Origin of the sequence: Bradyrhizobium sp. USDA 223 (genome assembly GCF_044909005.1) — a bacterium.
GTDB classification, from domain to species: domain Bacteria; phylum Pseudomonadota; class Alphaproteobacteria; order Rhizobiales; family Xanthobacteraceae; genus Bradyrhizobium; species Bradyrhizobium yuanmingense.
Genome location: NZ_JBIYDR010000001.1, coordinates 2,631,702 through 2,649,557, shown reverse-complemented (window position 1 = coordinate 2,649,557; position 17,856 = coordinate 2,631,702). Strand labels below are relative to the sequence as shown.

Annotated in this window: 11 protein-coding genes; 9 read left to right on the top strand and 2 right to left on the bottom strand. The window is 64.6% G+C overall.

Annotated elements, in window-relative coordinates:
• Positions 1–2: 2 nt before the first annotated feature.
• Entirely contained in the window at positions 3–1,187 is a 1,185-nt protein-coding gene (metC, locus tag ABIA40_RS12095; protein WP_404541205.1) for a cystathionine beta-lyase, read from the bottom strand.
• 397 nt (positions 1,188–1,584) lie between these two features.
• Between metC and ABIA40_RS12090 the strand changes: the two genes are divergently transcribed.
• The 7 genes from ABIA40_RS12090 (at position 1,585) to ABIA40_RS12060 (ending at position 13,167) form a co-directional block, all read left to right on the top strand.
• Complete coding sequence (locus tag ABIA40_RS12090; RefSeq protein ID WP_057029155.1) at positions 1,585–2,601, top strand: amino acid ABC transporter substrate-binding protein; 1,017 nt, start codon at positions 1,585–1,587, stop codon at positions 2,599–2,601.
• A 25-nt stretch (positions 2,602–2,626) separates the two neighbouring features.
• Positions 2,627–3,832 (top strand): amino acid ABC transporter permease, encoded by a 1,206-nt coding sequence (locus ABIA40_RS12085; protein ID WP_271542145.1) that lies wholly within the window; start codon positions 2,627–2,629, stop codon positions 3,830–3,832.
• Positions 3,829–5,349, top strand: a complete 1,521-nt coding sequence (locus ABIA40_RS12080) for an amino acid ABC transporter permease (RefSeq protein WP_404541202.1) — start codon at positions 3,829–3,831, stop codon at positions 5,347–5,349. The genes ABIA40_RS12085 and ABIA40_RS12080 overlap by 4 nt, the downstream gene beginning before the upstream one ends.
• Before the next feature lie 11 nt (positions 5,350–5,360).
• Positions 5,361–6,098, top strand: coding sequence for an amino acid ABC transporter ATP-binding protein (locus ABIA40_RS12075; RefSeq protein WP_271542147.1), 738 nt, complete (start codon positions 5,361–5,363; stop codon positions 6,096–6,098).
• Between the two features lie 93 nt (positions 6,099–6,191).
• The gene (locus ABIA40_RS12070) at positions 6,192–8,423 is read left to right on the top strand and encodes a tetratricopeptide repeat protein (RefSeq protein WP_404541200.1); all 2,232 of its coding nucleotides are present in this window, start codon (positions 6,192–6,194) and stop codon (positions 8,421–8,423) included.
• 114 nt (positions 8,424–8,537) lie between these two features.
• Positions 8,538–10,811: a tetratricopeptide repeat protein gene (locus ABIA40_RS12065; protein ID WP_404541198.1), complete on the top strand. Its 2,274-nt coding sequence runs from the start codon at positions 8,538–8,540 to the stop codon at positions 10,809–10,811.
• 118 nt (positions 10,812–10,929) lie between these two features.
• Entirely contained in the window at positions 10,930–13,167 is a 2,238-nt protein-coding gene (locus tag ABIA40_RS12060) for a tetratricopeptide repeat protein (RefSeq protein ID WP_404541196.1), read from the top strand.
• A 61-nt stretch (positions 13,168–13,228) separates the two neighbouring features.
• Here the strand turns inward: ABIA40_RS12060 and ABIA40_RS12055 are convergent, their stop codons facing one another.
• A complete protein-coding gene (locus ABIA40_RS12055; protein ID WP_035999544.1) occupies positions 13,229–14,263 on the bottom strand; it encodes a cysteine synthase A in 1,035 nt (344 codons plus the stop codon).
• Between the two features lie 724 nt (positions 14,264–14,987).
• Here ABIA40_RS12055 and ABIA40_RS12050 point away from each other — a divergent pair.
• Both ABIA40_RS12050 and ABIA40_RS12045 read left to right on the top strand, forming a co-directional pair.
• Positions 14,988–16,472: an efflux transporter outer membrane subunit gene (locus tag ABIA40_RS12050; RefSeq protein WP_404541194.1), complete on the top strand. Its 1,485-nt coding sequence runs from the start codon at positions 14,988–14,990 to the stop codon at positions 16,470–16,472.
• The gene (locus tag ABIA40_RS12045) at positions 16,462–17,853 is read left to right on the top strand and encodes an efflux RND transporter periplasmic adaptor subunit (RefSeq protein WP_404541192.1); all 1,392 of its coding nucleotides are present in this window, start codon (positions 16,462–16,464) and stop codon (positions 17,851–17,853) included. The genes ABIA40_RS12050 and ABIA40_RS12045 overlap by 11 nt, the downstream gene beginning before the upstream one ends.
• The last annotated feature ends 3 nt before the right edge of the window (positions 17,854–17,856 follow it).

Sequence of the window (17,856 nt, the reverse complement as noted above, 5' to 3'; positions counted from 1 at the left end):
GCTCACATGGCCGCTTTCAGGGCAGCGAAGCCGCGATCGAGATCGGCCTTGAGGTCGTCGGTGTTCTCGAGCCCGATGTGGAGACGCAGCGTCGGGCCGCCGGGCGCCCATTTGGTCGCGGTGCGATAGGCATCGCAATCGAAGGGAATTGCAAGGCTCTCGAACCCGCCCCAGGAAAAGCCCATGCCGAACAGCTTCAGCGTATTGAGCATGGTGTCGACCGCCTTCTGCGGCGCTGGCTTCAGCACGATGCTGAACAGGCCGGAGGCGCCGGTGAAGTCGCGCTTCCAGATCGCATGACCGGGATCGGTCTCGAGCCCGGGATGCAGCACCCGCGCAACCTCAGGCCTCGCCGCCAGCCAGCGCGCCATCTCGAGCCCGGAGCGATGATGCTGCGCCAGCCGCACCGACAGCGTGCGGAGGCCGCGCAGCGCCAGGAAGACGTCGTCGGGGCCGGCACAGACGCCGAGCAAGCGGATGCCTTCGGCAATCATCGGCCAGGCCTTGGCGTTGGCCGAGATGGTGCCGAACATGATGTCGGAATGACCGCCGATATATTTGGTGGCGGCCTGCATGCTGATGTCGACGCCCTGGTCGAGCGAGCGGTGATAGAGCGGCGTCGCCCAGGTGTTGTCGTCGATGATGAGCGCGCCGCGCCCATGTGCGACTTCGGCGATGGCGCGGATGTCGGGCATCTCGAACGATTGCGAGCCCGGCGCCTCCACCAGAACGGCCCGGGTGTTGGGCTTGAACAGCTTGTCGATGCCGGCGCCGATCATCGGATCGAAATAGGTGGTCTCGACGCCGTAGCGCGTGAGCATGCCGTTACAGAAATTGCGCGAGGGCCGATAGATGTTGTCGACCACCAGGATGTGGTCGCCGGCCTTCAGCACCGAGAGCAGGGTGGTGGAGATCGCCGACAGCCCCGACGGCACGATACCGACGCCGGCGCATTGCGGACCCTCCAGCGCCATCAGCGTCTCCTGGAACGCCTTGGTGGTCGGGGAACCGTGACGGCCGTAGGTGAACTCGCCGCGATGGGCGTGCAGGTCCTCTGCGGTCGGATAGAGCACGGTCGAGCCGTGGAAGACCGGCGGATTGACGAACCCCTTCTGCGCCTTGGTGTCGCGGCCGGAGGTGACCAGCCGGGTATCGGCGTGCTGCTCTTGGGGGGACGAAGAATCCATGCGCCTGCTTTCAAAACCGCGTTTCCACCGGACGCATCGCGCCCCTGGGCCGACCGAAAGGCCGCGGTCGTTAATAACAGAACACAGAAGAGTCCCGTCAACCCCTTGACCCGGAACGCTAGTCGTTCTGTGATGCGCAGGTGCTATTCAGTCGCCGCATGTTGAGGGGCCTGCCGCGACCTTCGATCCATTGCCTGACCGGACGTCGCGTCACAGCCAAGAGATGGCGGGCGCCGGCGGCGGGGATGAAGGTATGGCCTCCCGAGATCGGCGAGTGTTCGGCAAGGTTTTCCAGCATGACTCTTGCAAGGCCGGATTCTTGAAGGACCTGGCTTGGCAGAGACGATCCTAAGACAACATTCCTGACCTTGAGACGACCTTGAAAGGCCCAAAGCCCATGAAACGCGTAACCCTGGCTCTCTCCCTTGCTCTCGCCGCCGGCCTCACCGCCCAAGCCGCCGATGCGCAAACGCTCAAGACCGTCAAGGATCGGGGCATGGTGTCCTGCGGCGTCAGCCAGGGCCTGCCGGGCTTCTCGTCGCCCGACGATAAGGGCAACTGGACCGGCATCGACGTCGACGTCTGCCGCGCCATTGCCGGCGCCATCTTCAACGATCCGACCAAGGTCAAGTTCGTGCCGCTGTCCGCCAAGGACCGCTTCACCGCGCTGCAATCCGGCGAGATCGACGTGCTCTCGCGCAACACCACCTGGACCATCTCGCGCGACACCTCGCTCGGCGCCAATTTCACCGGCGTGACCTATTACGACGGGCAGGGCTTCATGGTGAAGAAGTCGCTCAAGGTGAATTCGGCGCTCGAGCTCAACAGCGCATCGGTCTGCGTGCAGACCGGCACCACCACTGAGCAGAACCTCGCCGACTACTTCAAGGCCAACAACATGAAGTACGAGGTGATCGCGTTCGCCACCAACGACGAGACCGTCAAGGCCTATGAAGCCGGCCGCTGCGACGTCTTCACCACCGACCAGTCGGGCCTGTACGCCAACCGCCTCAAGCTCGCCAGCCCCAACGACCATATGGTGCTGCCCGAGATCATCTCGAAGGAGCCGCTCGGTCCGATGGTGCGGCACGGCGACGACCAGTGGTTCGACATCGTGAAATGGACGCTGTTCGCGATGCTCACCGCCGAAGAGCTCGGCGTGACCTCGAAGAACATCGACGAGAAGGCGAAGCTGGAAAATCCCGAGCTGAAGCGCGTGCTCGGCAGCGACGGCAATTTCGGCGAACAGCTCGGCCTGACCAAGGATTGGGTGGTGCGGATCGTCAAGACCGTCGGCAATTACGGTGAGGTGTTCGATCGCACCGTCGGCGCCGGTTCGCCGCTCGGCATCAATCGCGGTGTCAACAATCTCTGGAACAAGGGCGGTCTTCAGTACGCGCCGCCGATCCGCTGATCAGCCCTGATCGGCCGGCAGCGGCATGAGCACCGAGGCTCGAAAACCGCCGCCCCAGATCGCGCTGAAGATCCGGCGCATTCTGGGCGGCAAGGCAGGCTGGAACGGCGTTGCCGTCCAGTTTGCCTTCGCAGCGATCCTGGGCTGGATCGGCTACGAGATCGTCTCCAACGCGCGGGCCAATCTCGAGAACCAGCACATCGCCGCCGGCTTCGGCTTCCTCAGGAACAATGCCGGCTTCGACGTCAACCAGACCCTGATCTCGTACACCGGCTCGGACACGTTCCTGCGCGTGTTCGTGGTCGGGCTGTTGAATACGCTCGTGGTCTCCGTGGTCGGTATCGTCTTCGCCACGGTGATCGGCTTCATCGTCGCGCTGTGCCGGCTGTCGCCCAATTGGCTGCTGTCACGGGTCGGCGAGATCTATGTCGAGGTCATCCGCAACCTGCCACTGCTGTTCCAGATCCTGTTCTGGTACCTGGCGGTGCTCGCGGCCCTGCCAAATCCGCGGCAGAGCATTTCCCTGTTCGGCATTGCCTTCATCAGCAATCGGGGCCTCGTCATTCCCAGCCCGATCGGTCAGAGCGGTCTTGCGCCGTTCCTGGCGGTGCTGGCGCTCGGCGTCGTCGCCTCACTGGCGCTGCGCGTCTACGCAAGGCGAGCGCTGTTCCAGCGCGGGCAGGTGATCCGCATCTGGCCTTCCGTGCTGGCCCTGCTGTTCGGCCTTCCGCTCGCCACGGTGCTGGTCTTCGGTCTGCCCTTCACCTTCGAGCTGCCGCAGCTGAGGGGGTTCAACTTCGCCGGCGGCTCACGCATCATCCCGGAATTCGTGGCGCTGACGGTGGCGCTGGCGACCTATACCGCCGCCTTCATCGCCGAGATCGTGCGCGCTGGCATCCTGTCCGTTCACAAGGGGCAGATGGAGGCGGGATCTTCGCTCGGCCTCAGCCGCGGCGCCACGCTCCGCCTCATCGTCGTGCCGCAGGCCATGCGCGTCATCGTGCCGCCGCTGACCAACCAGTACCTCAATCTCACCAAGAACTCGTCGCTGGCGGTCGCGATCGGCTATCCTGACCTGGTGTCGGTGTTTGCCGGAACGTCGCTGAGCCAGACCGGGCAGGCGATCGAGATCATCGCCATGACGATGGGCGTCTATCTCCTGATCTCGCTCCTCACGAGCGCGATCATGAGCGTCTACGGTTGGCGCGTCAGCCGGAGCCTCGGCGCATGAGCGATGTCATGTCATCCAGCTTCGTTCGCCAGGATCTGCTCGCCGAGCGTCCGGCGCCGGTGAAGACGACGGGCTTCATCGGCCTGATGCGCACGCGCCTGTTCAACTCGCCGACCAACATCCTGCTGACCATCGTCGGCGCCTTGCTGCTCTGGTTCACCATCGTCCCCTCCGTCAAGTTCCTGATGGTCGATGCGGTCTGGAGCGGTAAGGACCGCACCGCGTGCCTCGCCGAGAACGCCGGCTTTGCGGTCGGCGCCTGCTGGCCCTACATCCAGGCGAAGCTCCCGCAACTGATCTACGGCTTCTATCCCGAGGCCGAGCGTTGGCGGGTGAACTTGACGCTGTTGCTTGCAGTCGTCCTGCTGTTGCCGCTGCTCATTCCGCGGCTGCCGGCGAAGAGCCTGAATGCCGGCCTGTTCTTCGTCGCCTTTCCGGTGGTGGCGTTCTTCCTGCTGCACGGCGGCGGCATCAAGGGCTTCGGGCTGAGCTGGACGGCCGGCCTGCTGCAATTGTTCGACGAGAGCATCGTCGGTGCCGGACAGGCGCTGCTCACCTCGAGCAGGACCTCCGCGGTCGGTCCGCTGCTGTGGGCGCTCGGGAGCCTCATCGTGCTGCTCGGCACGGTGACCCATTGGCTGATCTTTCCGCTCACCTGGCTGCGCGATTTAATCCAGGGCACGGGCCAGCCGGTCTGGGCGGATTTCGCCGTCACGGGCGCGATCGTCTGCCTGATCGCCTTCGTTCTCGGCGGTGGTGTTCGCACCGGCGGGCGGGCTCTTGCATCGAGCGTCGCCACCTTCATTGGCATCGCCATCGTCATCAGGCTGATGGACCTCGACCACGGCGGATTGCCGATCGTGACGACGAATCTGTGGGGTGGCCTCCTGGTGACGCTGGTGGTGTCCGTCACCGGCATCGTCACCTCGCTGCCGATCGGCATCGCGCTCGCACTTGGCCGCCGCTCGACCATTCCCTTGATCCGGATCTTCTCGATCGCCTTCATCGAGTTCTGGCGCGGCGTGCCGCTGATCACCGTGCTGTTCTTCGCAACCTACATGCTGCCCCTGTTCCTGCCCGGCAATTTCACCGTCGACGGCTTGGTGCGTGCGCTGATCGGCATCGCGCTGTTCACCGGCGCCTATCAGGCCGAGAACGTCCGCGGCGGGCTCGCGGCCATCCCGCGCGGGCAGAGCGAGGCGGCCGCCGCCCTCGGACTGTCCTGGTGGAAGACGACCTCGCTGATCGTGCTGCCGCAGGGGCTGCGGCACGTCATTCCGAACCTCGTCAACAGCTTCATCTCGCTGTTCAAGGACACCTCGCTGGTCTCGATCGTGGCGCTGTTCGATCTGCTCGGCTCGCTGCGCGCCTCGTTCGCGGATCCGAAATGGTCGACGCCGTCGACGGCGTTCACCGGCTTCGCCTTCGCCGGGATCATCTACTTCCTGTTCTGCTTCGGCATGTCGCGCTATTCCTTGTTCGTCGAGCATCGCCTCAACGCCCACCGCCGCAACTGATCGAGACCACCATGTCCGAGCCCATCGTCAAGATTTCCGGCCTGAACAAATGGTATGGCGAATTCCACGTCCTGCGTGACATCGATTTGGCGGTGCAGAAGGGCGAGCGCATCGTGATCTGCGGCCCCTCGGGCTCGGGAAAGTCCACGCTGATCCGCTGCATCAATGCGCTGGAGGAATTCCAGGAGGGCGAGATCGTCGTCGACGGCATCGAGCTCGGGCCGAACCTCAAGCACGTCGACGCGGTCCGCCGTGAAGTCGGCATGGTGTTCCAAAGCTTCAACCTGTTCCCGCACCTGACCGTGCTCGACAATTGCACGCTGGCGCCGATCTGGGTCCGCAACATCCCCAAGAAGGACGCCGAGGCGACCGCGATGAAGTTCCTGGAGCGGGTCAAGATCCCGCACCAGGCCAACAAGTTTCCGGGTCAGATGTCCGGCGGCCAGCAGCAGCGTGTCGCGATCGCGCGAGCCCTGACCATGAACCCGAAGGTGATGCTGTTCGACGAGCCGACCTCGGCGCTCGACCCCGAGATGGTCAAGGAGGTGCTCGACACCATGGTCGACCTCGCCGAGGAAGGCATGACCATGCTGGTCGTCACCCACGAGATGGGCTTTGCCCGCGAGGTCGCCAACCGCGTCGTGTTCATGGACGCCGGGCAGATCATCGAGGCCAACACCCCGAACGAGTTCTTCGCCGCCCCGCAGCACGCCCGCACCAAGCTGTTCCTGAGCCAGATTCTGCGCTGAGCCCGGCAAACTGTGGCCTCGCCGGTCTGACCGCAAGCCTGGCACCATCCGAATCGGCTTGCCTCTTTTCGGACCATCCTCCGGAGAGAGACCTTGCAGAGCAGTGCCGGCGTGCGCGCATACCAGAATGCGCGACTGGAAAAGAAGCTGAAGAAGCAGGCGGACGCCGTCATGGCCTTCGCGATCGAGGCACTCGGGCAGGGCAGGCCCGATGAGGCCGAGATGCTCTGCCGCGAGATCTTGAAGGAGGTGCCGGATCATTTCCATGCCACGCACCTGCTCGGCCTGCGCGCGTTCGACGGCGGGCGGCTCGAGGAGGCGGAATTCCTGCTCGAGCGTGCGATTGCGCTCGATCCGCGTTCGCCCGATGCGCACGGCAATCTCGGGGCGGTCTATTTCGCGCTGGAGAAATTCGCTGGCGCCCGCGCCTGCCAGGAGAAGGCCATCGCGCTCAAGCCGAACTGTCCGATCACCCTGACCAATCTCGGCAATACGCTGCTGCACATCGGCCTCGGCAACGAGGCGATCGGGCTGCACGAGCGGGCGATCAGGCTGAAGCCGGATTATGCCGATGCGTTTTGCAACCGTGGCATGGCGGAATTGATGACGGGCCAGTTCGAGCGCGCCAAGGCGAGCTTCGACCGTGCCCTGACATTTCAGCCATCTCACGCCGAGGCGATCGCGGGCAGGGGGATGGTCAGCCTCGAGCTCCGGCACTTCGCGGAAGCGGGCGCCGCCTTCGACGCCGCGCTCGCGATCAAGCCGGGTTCGCCGCGGATTCTGCTGCAGCGTGGACGGCTCAACCTAAGTTTGTCCCGGCTGGAGCAGGCGGCCGCGGACCTCGACGCGGCGCTGGCGCAATCGCCACGGCTCGAGCTCGCGCTGTGCTGGCGGGCGCAGATCGCCATTCTCGCGGGAAACACGGCGCGGGCGATGGCAGGCGTCAAGACGCTGCTCAAGGTCAATCCGCGATCCGAAATGGGGCTGGCGCTGCTGGCAGCTTGTCACGTGAACCAGGGAGACATCGCGACCGCGCTCGCGCACCTCGACGCCGCGCTCGAGATCGCGCCGGATTTTCCGGAGGCGATCGGATACAAGATCTTCGTGCTGGACTACCTGCCGGAGGCCGATTTCGCCGCCCAGCAGGCCGCGCGGGAATACTGGTGGGACGCGATCGGCGCGAAGCTGCAGCAAAGGACGCTTTCGCCCCAGCAGCTCGATCCGGACCGGCAGATCGTGATCGGATACGTCGCATCCGAATTCAGGAACCACTCGGCGGCATACTCTCTGTTGCCGGTGCTGCGCCATCATGATCACGCCCGGTTCAAGATCGTCTGCTATTCCTGCTGGCCGGTGCAGGACGAGATGACGGAGAGATTCAAACCTCTCGCGGATGTCTTTGTCGATGCCGCACAATTGTCCGACGACGAGCTCGCCGACCGCATCCAGGCCGATGGCATTGATATTCTGATCGATGTCTCCGGGCACACGACCGGCAGCAGGCTTCATGTCTTTGCCCGCAAGCCGGCGCCGATCCAGGTCACAGGCTTCGGGCACGCCACGGGGACAGGCCTTCAAACCATGGACTACGTGCTCGCGGACCCGATCTTCATTCCGCAATCGGCGCGTCATCTCCTGGCCGAGAAGGTCCATGACCTGCCGTGCCTGATCACGATCGATCCGATTCTGGACATTCCGCCTTCAGAGCCACCCATGCTCCGCAACGGCTACGTCACTTTCGGGGTGTTCAACCGCATCTTCAAGATTTCGGACGAGGCCATCCGGGTGTGGTCGAACGTGATGCATGCGGTGACGGGATCGAAGATCATCATCAAGAACGGGCTGCTTGAGGATCCATTGCTGCGCGATCGGCTGGTCGCGCGGTTCGCGGCACACGGGATCGCCGAAGAGAACGTCATCTGCATGGGCTCGACCTCGCGCCCCGAGCATCTGCGGGCCTTCGCGATGGTCGACATGTCCCTCGACACCTTCCCGCAGAACGGCGGCATCAGCACCTGGGAGTCCCTCTATGCCGGCGTTCCCGTGGTCGCCAAGCTCGGCAGCGGCGCCTCGTCGCGCGCCGGCGGCTCCATCGTCGCCGCCGTCGGCCTGGAGGACTGGGTCGCCGAGGATGACGCGGGCTATGCAGCGATCGCGTGCAAATATGCGGCGCAGCCGTCCTACCTGGCAAAGCTGCGGGCGGATCTGCCGGCTCGGATCGCAGCCTCGCCGGCCGGCGACGTCGAATTTTACACGCGCGAGGTCGAAGCGGCTTATCGCCGGTTCTGGCGCGATCATTGTGCCGCCGCTTCGGAGGTGGCGTAGGAGGATCTTGCGCCGGGCCCCGGGAAATCCCGGAGGCGATAGGACTCCGGTGACCGGCGGGCCAAGCTCGCGAATCAGTTAGACTCTGCTGAGGGCATCCTCCGGAGATACACCTTGCAGAAGAGCGTCGGCGGCGCGCGCGCGTTCCAGAATGCGCGATTGCAGAAGAAGTTGATGAAGCAGGCCGACGCCGTCATTGCCGCTGCGGCGGACGCCTATGGCCAGGGCCGATATGCCGAGACCGAGGCGCTGTGCCGCGAGATCCTGAAAGCGCTTCCGGATCATGTCGATGCCATGCACCTGCTCGGCATGTGCGCCCATGACGGCCGGCGCCTGGAAGAGGCGAGGGAGCTGCTCGAGCGCGTGATTGCGCTCGATCCGCGCCTGCACGATGCCCACAACAACCTCGCGACCGTGCATTTCGATCTCGGCAATCTCGAAGAAGCACGGCGCTGCCAGGAGAGGGCGATCGCGCTGAAGCCGAATTTCGCGGTCGGGCTGACCAATCTCGGCAACACGCTGATGCATCTGGGGCAGTACGTGCAGGCGCTCGAGATGCACGAACGCGCCATCAAGATCAAACCGGATTACGCCGACGCGTACTGCAATCGCGGCATGATCGAGATCTTGCTGGGACAGGTCACGAAGGCCAAGGAGAGCTTCGATCGCGCCTTGCTGTTTCAGCCGCGCCACGCCGAGGCGATCGTCGGCCTCGGCATGGTCGCCATGGAGCTCCGGCACCACGAGGAGGCGGCGGCCAAGTTTGCGATGGCGCTCGCGATCAAGCCGGGCTCGCCGAGGATCCTGGCCCAGCGCGGGCGGCTCAGTTACGAGCTGCAGCGCCTGGAGCCCGCGCTTGCGGACTTCGATGCGGCGCTCGCGGTCTCGCCCAAGCTCGAGCTTGCGCTCCGGGGCAAGGCGCAGGTCTGCCTCGTGATGGGAAAGACCGCACAGGCGACGGCGGCGGCAACGGCGTTGATCGAGCAGAATCCGCGCTCCGAGATGGGGCTGGCGCTGATGGGCTTTGCCTATTCGAACCAGGGCGACATGGACTCTGCGATCGAATATCTCGATCGCGCGCTGGCGATCAGGCCGGACTATGGGGATGCAATCAGGGGCAAGATCTTCCTGCAGGACTATCGTGCCGAGGCCGATTTCGCCCTCCAGCAGGCGGTAAGACGCGAGTGGTGGGACCGGATCGGCTCCAAGCAGCCGCGGCGGACGCTGCCGAAGCGGGCGCTCGACCCGGACAAGCGGATTGTGGTCGGCTATGTCGCGGCCGAGTTCCGGCAACACTCGGCGGGGCTCACCTTGCTGCCGGTGCTGCGCCATCATGATCACGCCAAGTTCAAGATCATCTGCTATTACTCCTGGCCGGGCGCGGATGAGTACACCGCCAAGTTCAAGGCGCTGGCGGACGTCTGGGTCGACGCCTGGGACCTTTCCGACGACGAGCTCGCCGATCGCATTCAGGCCGACAATGTCGACATTCTGATCGACGTTTCCGGCCACACGACCGGCAACAGGCTGCAATGCTTCGCGCGGAAGCCGGCTCCGATCCAGGCCACCGGCTTCGGACACGCGACGGGCACGGGCATGCCGACCATGGATTACGTGCTCGCCGATCCCATTTTCATTCCGCCATCGGCCCGGCACCTGTTTCCCGAGAAGATCCACGATCTGCCGTGCCTGATCACGATGGAGCCGGTCACCAATCTAAAGCCCTCCGAGCTGCCAATGCTCCGCAACGGCTACGTCACCTTTGGTGTGTTCAACCGCATCTACAAGATCTCGGATGATGCGATCCGCGTGTGGTCGCGCATCATGCGGGAAGTGCCGGGATCGAAGATCATCCTCAAGCATGGTCTGCTCGACGACGCCCTGCTGCGCGATAGCCTGATCGCACGCTTCATCGCACAGGGTATTGCGGAGGAGGACATCACTTGCCTCGGCACCACCTCGCGTGACGACCATCTGATGGCCTTCGACAAGATCGATATTTCCCTCGACACGTTCCCGCAGAACGGCGGCATCAGCACCTGGGAATCCCTCTACAAGGGCGTTCCGGTCGTGGCCAAGCTCGGCATTGGAGCCTCCTCGCGTGCCGGCGCCTCCATCGTGGCGGCCGTCGGCCTCGGCGACTGGGTCGCGGAGGACGACGACGGCTATGTCGAGATCGCCCGCAAGTTTGCCTCGCAGCCCGAATATCTGGCGAAGTTGCGCGCGGGCTTACCGGCCCAGATCGCAGCCTCGCCCGCCGGCAATGTCGAGATCTACACGCGTGAGCTCGAGGCGGGCTACCGAAAGTTCTGGCGCGACTATTGTGCCGCTGCCGCCGAGCACGGCGACGCTGCGGTCAGCGGGGCGGACGCACCTGGCGGCTCCTGAGCCGCGTCCTGCAGGCGACCCCCGGGATATCCCGGACGGATTTCTGGTCCGGCAGCCCGGCCGGGTCGGTGCGCGAATCAGTTAGACTCGGCCTTGGGCCATCTTCCGGAGAGACACCTTGCAGAGCAGCGTCGGCGCGCGCGCATTCCAGAATGCGCGATTGCAGAAGAAATTGAAGAAGCAGGCCGACGCCGTCATCTCCGCAGCGGCGAGCGCCTATGGCCAAGGCAGATATGCGGAGAGCGAGGCGCTCTGCCGCCAGATTTTGCAAGCCGTTCCGGATCATTTCGACGCCACACACGTGCTCGGCCTCAGCTTGCAGCAGGGCGGGCGCCTCGACGAGGCGCAACAGCTGCTCGAGCGCGCGATTGCGATCGATCCGCGTTCGCATGAGGCTCAGAGCAATCTCGCGGCGCTCTACTTCGTGCTTCAGAAATTGGAAGCGGCGCGCGCCTGTCAGGAGAAAGCGATCGCGCTGAAGCCGAATTTTACGCCGGCCCTGGCCGGTCTCGGCAACACCCTGCTCCAGATGAACCTGCCCGAGCAGGCCATCGAGGTCTACGATCGCGCCATCAAGCTGAAGCCCGACTACGCCGACGCGCTTTGCAATCGTGGCGTGGCGGAGCTGGCGCTGTTCCGGTTTGACCGTGCCAGGGAGAGCTTTGATCGCGCTTTGTTGTTTCAGCCGCGCCACGTCGAAGCACTCATCGGCAAGGGCGTGGTCAGCATCGAGCTCAAGCGCTACGATGAGGCGGAAGCTGCGCTCGCAGCGGCATTCGCGATCAAGCCCGATTCGGCCAAGATTCTGGCGCAGCGCGGACGCCTCAACTCGGCGCTGTCGCGGCTGGAACAGGCGGCGGCGGACTTCGATGCGGCACTTGCGCTTTCGCCCCGGTTCGAAATGGCCTTGCGGGGAAAGGCGGAGGTCTCGCTCAGCCTGGGAAATACCGCACAGGCGATCCTGGCCTCCACGACCTTGCTCGAGCAAAATCCACGTTCCACGATCGCATTGGCGTTGCTGAGCTCCTGTTTTGCAAATCAGGGAGAAATCGCGTCCGCAATCGAACATCTCGACGCCGCGCTGGCGATCTCGCCGGATCCAGACTTGATGGCGCGGAAGATCTACTATCTGGACTTTCTCCCCGACGCCGATTTCACGATCCAGCAGGCGACGCGAAGGTCCTGGGGCGAGGCGATCGGTGCCTGCGTGCCGCAGAGGAAGCTCGCCCCCCGCCAGCTCGATCCCGACAGGCGGATCGTGATCGGCTATGTTTCCGCCGAATTCTGGTATCATTCGGCGGCGTTCGGCTTGCTGCCGGTGCTGCGCCATCACGATCATGCCAGCTTCGAGGTCGTCTGCTATTCGTGTTCGCCGACACGAGATGCGATCACAGCCGAATTCAAGTCGGCGGCAGACGGCTGGGTCGATGCCTGGCAGATGTTCGACGACGAACTGGCCGATCGTATCGAGGCCGACAAGGTCGATATCCTGATCGACGTGTCCGGGCACTCGTCGGGCAACAGGCTTCAGGTCTTCGCCCGCAAGCCGGCTCCCATCCAGGTCACGGGCTTCGGGCACGCGACCGGTACGGGCCTTCGGACGATGGACTACGTGCTCGCGGATCCGGTCTTCATTCCGCAATCGGCGCGGCATCTGCTGGCCGAAACAGTCTATGACCTGCCGTGCCTGATCACGATCGATCCCATCCTGGATGTGCCGCCTTCGGAGCTTCCCATGCTTCGCAACGGCTACGTCACTTTCGGCGTGTTCAACCGCGTCAACAAGATCTCGGACGAGGCCATTCGCGTGTGGTCGAACGTGATGCGGGAGGTGGCCGGATCGAAGATCATCATCAAGCATACGCTGCTCGACGATCCCCTGGTGCGCGACGGCCTGCTCGCGCGCTTTGTCGCCCACGGGATCGCCGAGGAGAGGATCACCTGCCTCGGCTCGTCCGAGCGCGCCGATCATCTGCGAGCCTTCGCGCTGGTCGATATTTCGCTCGATCCGTTTCCGCAGAACGGCGGCGTCAGCACCTGGGAATCCCTCTATGCGGGCGTTCCGGTCGTCGCCAAGCTCGGCCACGGCGCATCCTCGCGCGCCGGCGGCTCCATCGTGGCCGCCGTCGGTCTTGACGACTGGTTGGCCGAGGACGACGAGGGCTACGCCGCTATCGCGTGCAAATTCGCTGCCCAGCCCGCGCATCTGGCAAAGCTGCGCGCGGAATTGCCGGCCCGGATCGCGGCTTCGGCCGCGGGTAATGTCGAAACCTACACGCGCAGGGTCGAGGAGGGTTACCGCAAGTTCTGGCGCGACTATTGTGCCGCGGCCTCGGAAAGCGGGCGGGTCGCTTGAGCCGGCCGAACTGCGCAGATTTTGTGGATCTGCGCCCTCGGCCCGATGATGCGTGTGACGATCAGACGAAGGGCGGCTTGATGTTGCTGCGCTTCTCCAGCCATTCCGGCACCGGCAGGTTCTTGGCGCGCATGAAGTCGGCGTTGAACAGCTTCGACAGATAGCGGCTGCCGGAATCGCACAGCACGGTAACGATCGTCTTGCCGGGCCCGAGCTGCTTCGCAAGCCGCATCGCGCCGACGACATTGATGCCCGTCGAGCCGCCGAGGCACAGACCTTCGTGCTGGAGCAGCTCGTAGATCGCACTGACCGCGTCGGTGTCGGGAATGAGATAGGCATCGTCGACCTTGGCGGTCTCGACGATGGCGGTGGCGCGGTTGAGGCCGATGCCCTCCGTGATCGAGCCGCCCGGCGTCGCCTTGGGATCGCCGGTCCTGAAATATTCGTACATGCCGGCACCGTGGGGATCGGCGCAGGCGATGCGGATGTTCTTGTTCTTCTCCTTCAAATAGCGGCTGACGCCGGCGAGCGTGCCGCCGCTGCCAACCGAGCAGACGAAGCCGTCGACCTTGCCGCCGGTCTGCTCCCAGATCTCAGGCCCCGTGGATTCGTAATGCGCCTTGGCGTTGTCCAGGTTGTTCCACTGGTCGGCGAACAGCACGCCATTGGGCTCGGTCTTGCGCAGCTCGTCGGCGAGCCGCCGGCCGACATGCTGGTAGTTGTTGGGGTTGGCGTAGGGAAGGGCCGGCACCTCGATCAGCTCGGCACCGCAAAGCTTCAGAAAGTCCTTCTTCTCCTGACTCTGCGTCTCCGGGATTACAATCAGGGTGCGATAGCCGCGCGCGCTCGCAACCACGGCAAGGCCGATGCCGGTATTGCCGGCGGTCGCTTCCACCACCAGCCCGCCGGGCTTCAGCTCGCCGCGCTTCTCGGCCTCCAGGATCATCCATTTGCCGGCGCGGTCCTTCACCGACTGACCGGGATTCATGAACTCGGCCTTGCCCAGGATGGTGCAGCCGGTCAATTCCGAAGCCTGCTTGAGCTTGATCAGGGGGGTGTTGCCGATGGCTTCGACAACGTCGTTGCGAATGGTCATGTCGGGGGAAATCACTACCAAGGGGTTGATCGGCTTTGGCCCGAACCTAGTGCTTGGGAGGCCAAAGGGGAAGGCTTTTGCGCTGCGGCGAACCTGACCGAAACGCCCGCGGAAACAGTGATATGCCCGAGACGAGACCGGCGCTGATGCGCGCGGCCGCGAGGCGGGATATCGGTAGGAGGAAACGACCGAACCCCGGCCAGGGCACGAACGATTGCGCTCCCCATCAGCACTGTCGCGACCGATTCTTGCCACTGGCGAGACGGGTCGCGACAGGACACGTGGACGCGGTGACGGCCAAAGAGATATCGGTACGTTGGACGGCTTCGTTTTCGGCAAGATTGGCTGGTGTTGTGCGTCGCCCAGAGGGTGGGACTGAGCTGAAGGCGTGCAACGCGTTGGGAATAAAGAGCGAAGCTAAGGGTGTGGCCGCGATATCACATGAAATCTTGGTAAGCTTGCTTACGTTTCCCAATGTTTCGCAATGAAGAAAGTCTCTGCGAGACAGGCGCTTTTCGCATTCTTGTCAGTTCGCTCCCGCCTCGTTGGCACGGGCATCTCGCAATTGCGGCACTGTCCCGCCGTTCCGGGCCCGGCTAGTATGAAGCTCAGGTTCCGCAGAAAGCATCATTACTGTGAGCGCGTCGTCCAAAGCCTCCCGACCGTCCCGCCGCGAATCGGTTAATCCGGCAGCGTTGCGGCGGCTTGATCTGCCCGGCGGGGGGTGGATGTGACACAGCAAGTTCCAGTGATCGCCTCGCGGCGGTCTCTCGGTTCTGCATTCGGAACGCTGCGCGCGGCGCGATGGATTGCGGTGCTCTGTCTCGCCGCCGGCTCGGGGGCGTGCGTGCTGACCCAGGATCTTCCCGATCCCGCGCTCGACGTTCCCGCGCACTACAAATATGCCGGCAAGGGCGATGCGCCGCCGTCGCTGGATTGGTGGCGCGGCTTCCGCTCCGCGGAGCTGACGCAACTGATGGAGGAGGCGCAGACCGTTAATCTCGACATTGCCGCAGCCGTGGCGCGCATTGTCCAGGCTGACGCGCAGGCGCGACAGGCCGGCGCGGCGCTGCTGCCGAGTGTCTCGACAGCCGGATCGGAGTCCTATTCACGCACATCCGGCTCGAGCGCTTCGGGGCTGTCCATCGGCGGGCGCGAGGTCGTCAATTACTCGGCCTCGCTGAGCGCGAGCTATCAGCTCGATTTCTGGGGGCAGAACCGCGACGCGCTGCAATCGGCGGAGGAGACGGCGAACGCCAACCGTTTCGATCGCGACACGGTCGCGCTGACGACGCTCGCCGCCGTCGCCAACGCCTATTTCCAGGTGCTCGCCTCGCAGGACCGCATCAGGACCTCACAGCGCAACATCGCGAGCGCGCAGCGCATCCTCGATGCGGTGAGGGAGCGCCGCAGGGCGGGCACCGGCACCGATCTCGACGTTGCCCAGCAGGAGAGCGTGCTGGCGAACCAGAAGGCGCTGGTGCCGCCGTTGCGCCAGACGCTCGACCAGAACGTCAACGCGCTCGCCGTGCTGGTGTCGCGGCCGCCGGAGAGCGTGCGCGTGCACGGCGGCTCTCTGGACCGGATCGCGATCCCGCGCGTGACGCCCGGCCTGCCGTCGGAGCTCCTGACGCAGCGGCCGGACATCCGCCGACAGGAGGCGCAGCTCGCCTCGGCCACCGCCAACATCGGCAATGCCCGCGCTCAGTTCTTTCCGACCATCCAGCTCACCGGCAATGGCGGCTACCAGAGCTCGGCGCTGGTCTCGCTGTTCCAGCCGCATGCGGCCTTCTTCCAGCTCGTCGGCAGCGCGACACAGCCGATCTTCGACGGCGGCAGGATCCTCGGCAATTTCGAATTGGCCAAGGCGCGGCAGGACGAGCTGCTGCAAACCTATCGCAAGACCATCGTCCAGGCCTTTGCCGACGTCGACAACGCCCTGTTCTCGATCAAGCAGACCACGATCAGGCTGCAATTGCAGCGCGACGTCGTCGCCGCCTCGCGTCGCGCCTTCGATCTTTCCGAGCAGCAATTGCGTGCCGGCACCGCCGACATCGTCACAGTGCTCAACACCCAACTGACCCTGTTCCAGGCGGAAGACGCGTTGTGGCAGGCCCAACTCGCACGGCTTCTGGCCATCGTCAGCCTGTACCAGGCGCTCGGCGGCGGCTGGGAGCCGCGAATGGAGAAACCGGTCAATGCTCTTTAAGCCGGACACCAAGCAGGGCGCGGGAGAGGGGACGACGAAGAGATCGCGCGGCCGTGGCTTCGTCATGACCCTGATCACGCTCGCGATCCTTGGCGGCCTTGGTTACGTCGGCTGGATTGCAATGCAGCAGCAGCAGGCGAACAACCGCAATCAGCGCCCCGATCTGCCGGTGCCGGTGCTGGCGGCGAGCCCGCGCATCCAGGACGTGCCGGTTTATCTCGACGGCGTCGGCGCGATCCGCGCGCTCAACACCGTAACCGTGCGCTCGCAGGTCGACGGCAAGCTGATCGCGGTCAACTTCACGGAAGGCCAGGACGTCAAGAAGGGCGACGTGCTCGGCGAAATCGATCCGGCGATCTATCAGGCTCAGTACGACCAGGCGGTTGCCAAGAAGGCGCAGGATCAGGCCCAGCTCGCCAACCAACGCATCGACCTCGCGCGCTACGAGCAGCTCGCTGCCTCCAACGCCGGCTCCAAGCAGCAGGCAGACACCCAGCGTGCGCTGGTCGCGCAGACCGAGGCGTTGGTCAAGGCCGACCAGGCTGCGATCGACAACGCGGCGGCGACGCTGAGCTACACCAAGATCGTGGCGCCGATCTCGGGCCGTGTCGGCCTGCGCCTGGTCGACCAGGGCAACATCATCCATGCTTCCGACACCACGGGCCTCGTGGTGATCACGCAATTGCAGCCGATCGCGGTGTGGTTCAGCCTGCCGCAACAGCAGATCATGCGCGTCAACGCGGCGGCGGCGAAGGGGCCGCTCGCGGTCGACGTGTTCGGCAATGACGGCATCACGGTGATCGATACCGGCAAGCTCACCGGCATCGACAACCAGGTCGACCAGACCACCGGCACGCTCAAGCTCAAGGCCGAATTCCCCAATGCCAATTACCAGCTCTGGCCGGGCCAGTTCGTCAATGTCCGCCTCAAGGTCGAGACCTTGACGCAGGCGTTGGTGGTGCCGACCTCGGCGGTGCAGCGCGGCCCGATCGGCACTTTCAGCTACGTTATCGGCGCGGACAACATCGTCTCGGCCAAGCCCGTGACGGTGACCCAGCAGAACGAGCATGACGCCGTGATCGCCAGCGGCCTGTCGGCGAGCGAGAGGGTGGTCACCACGGGCTTCGCAAATCTGTCCGACGGCTCCAAGGTGATCGTCGGCCGCGACGACCAGACTCCATCGGCCGATCTTGCCCCGCGCAAGCGCTCGCGCGCACCGGACGCCCAGAAGAAGGATGGTGCCAACGAAGGCCAGAAGGACGGCCAAGCCAAGGACGGCGAGTTGCGCGCCAAGCGCAAGAGCAGCGAAGGCGACCAGAAGGGGCAGACGGGACCGGCGCCGGGGCCGGGGGCATCGGAAAGTGGAGCCAAGCAGCCATGATCC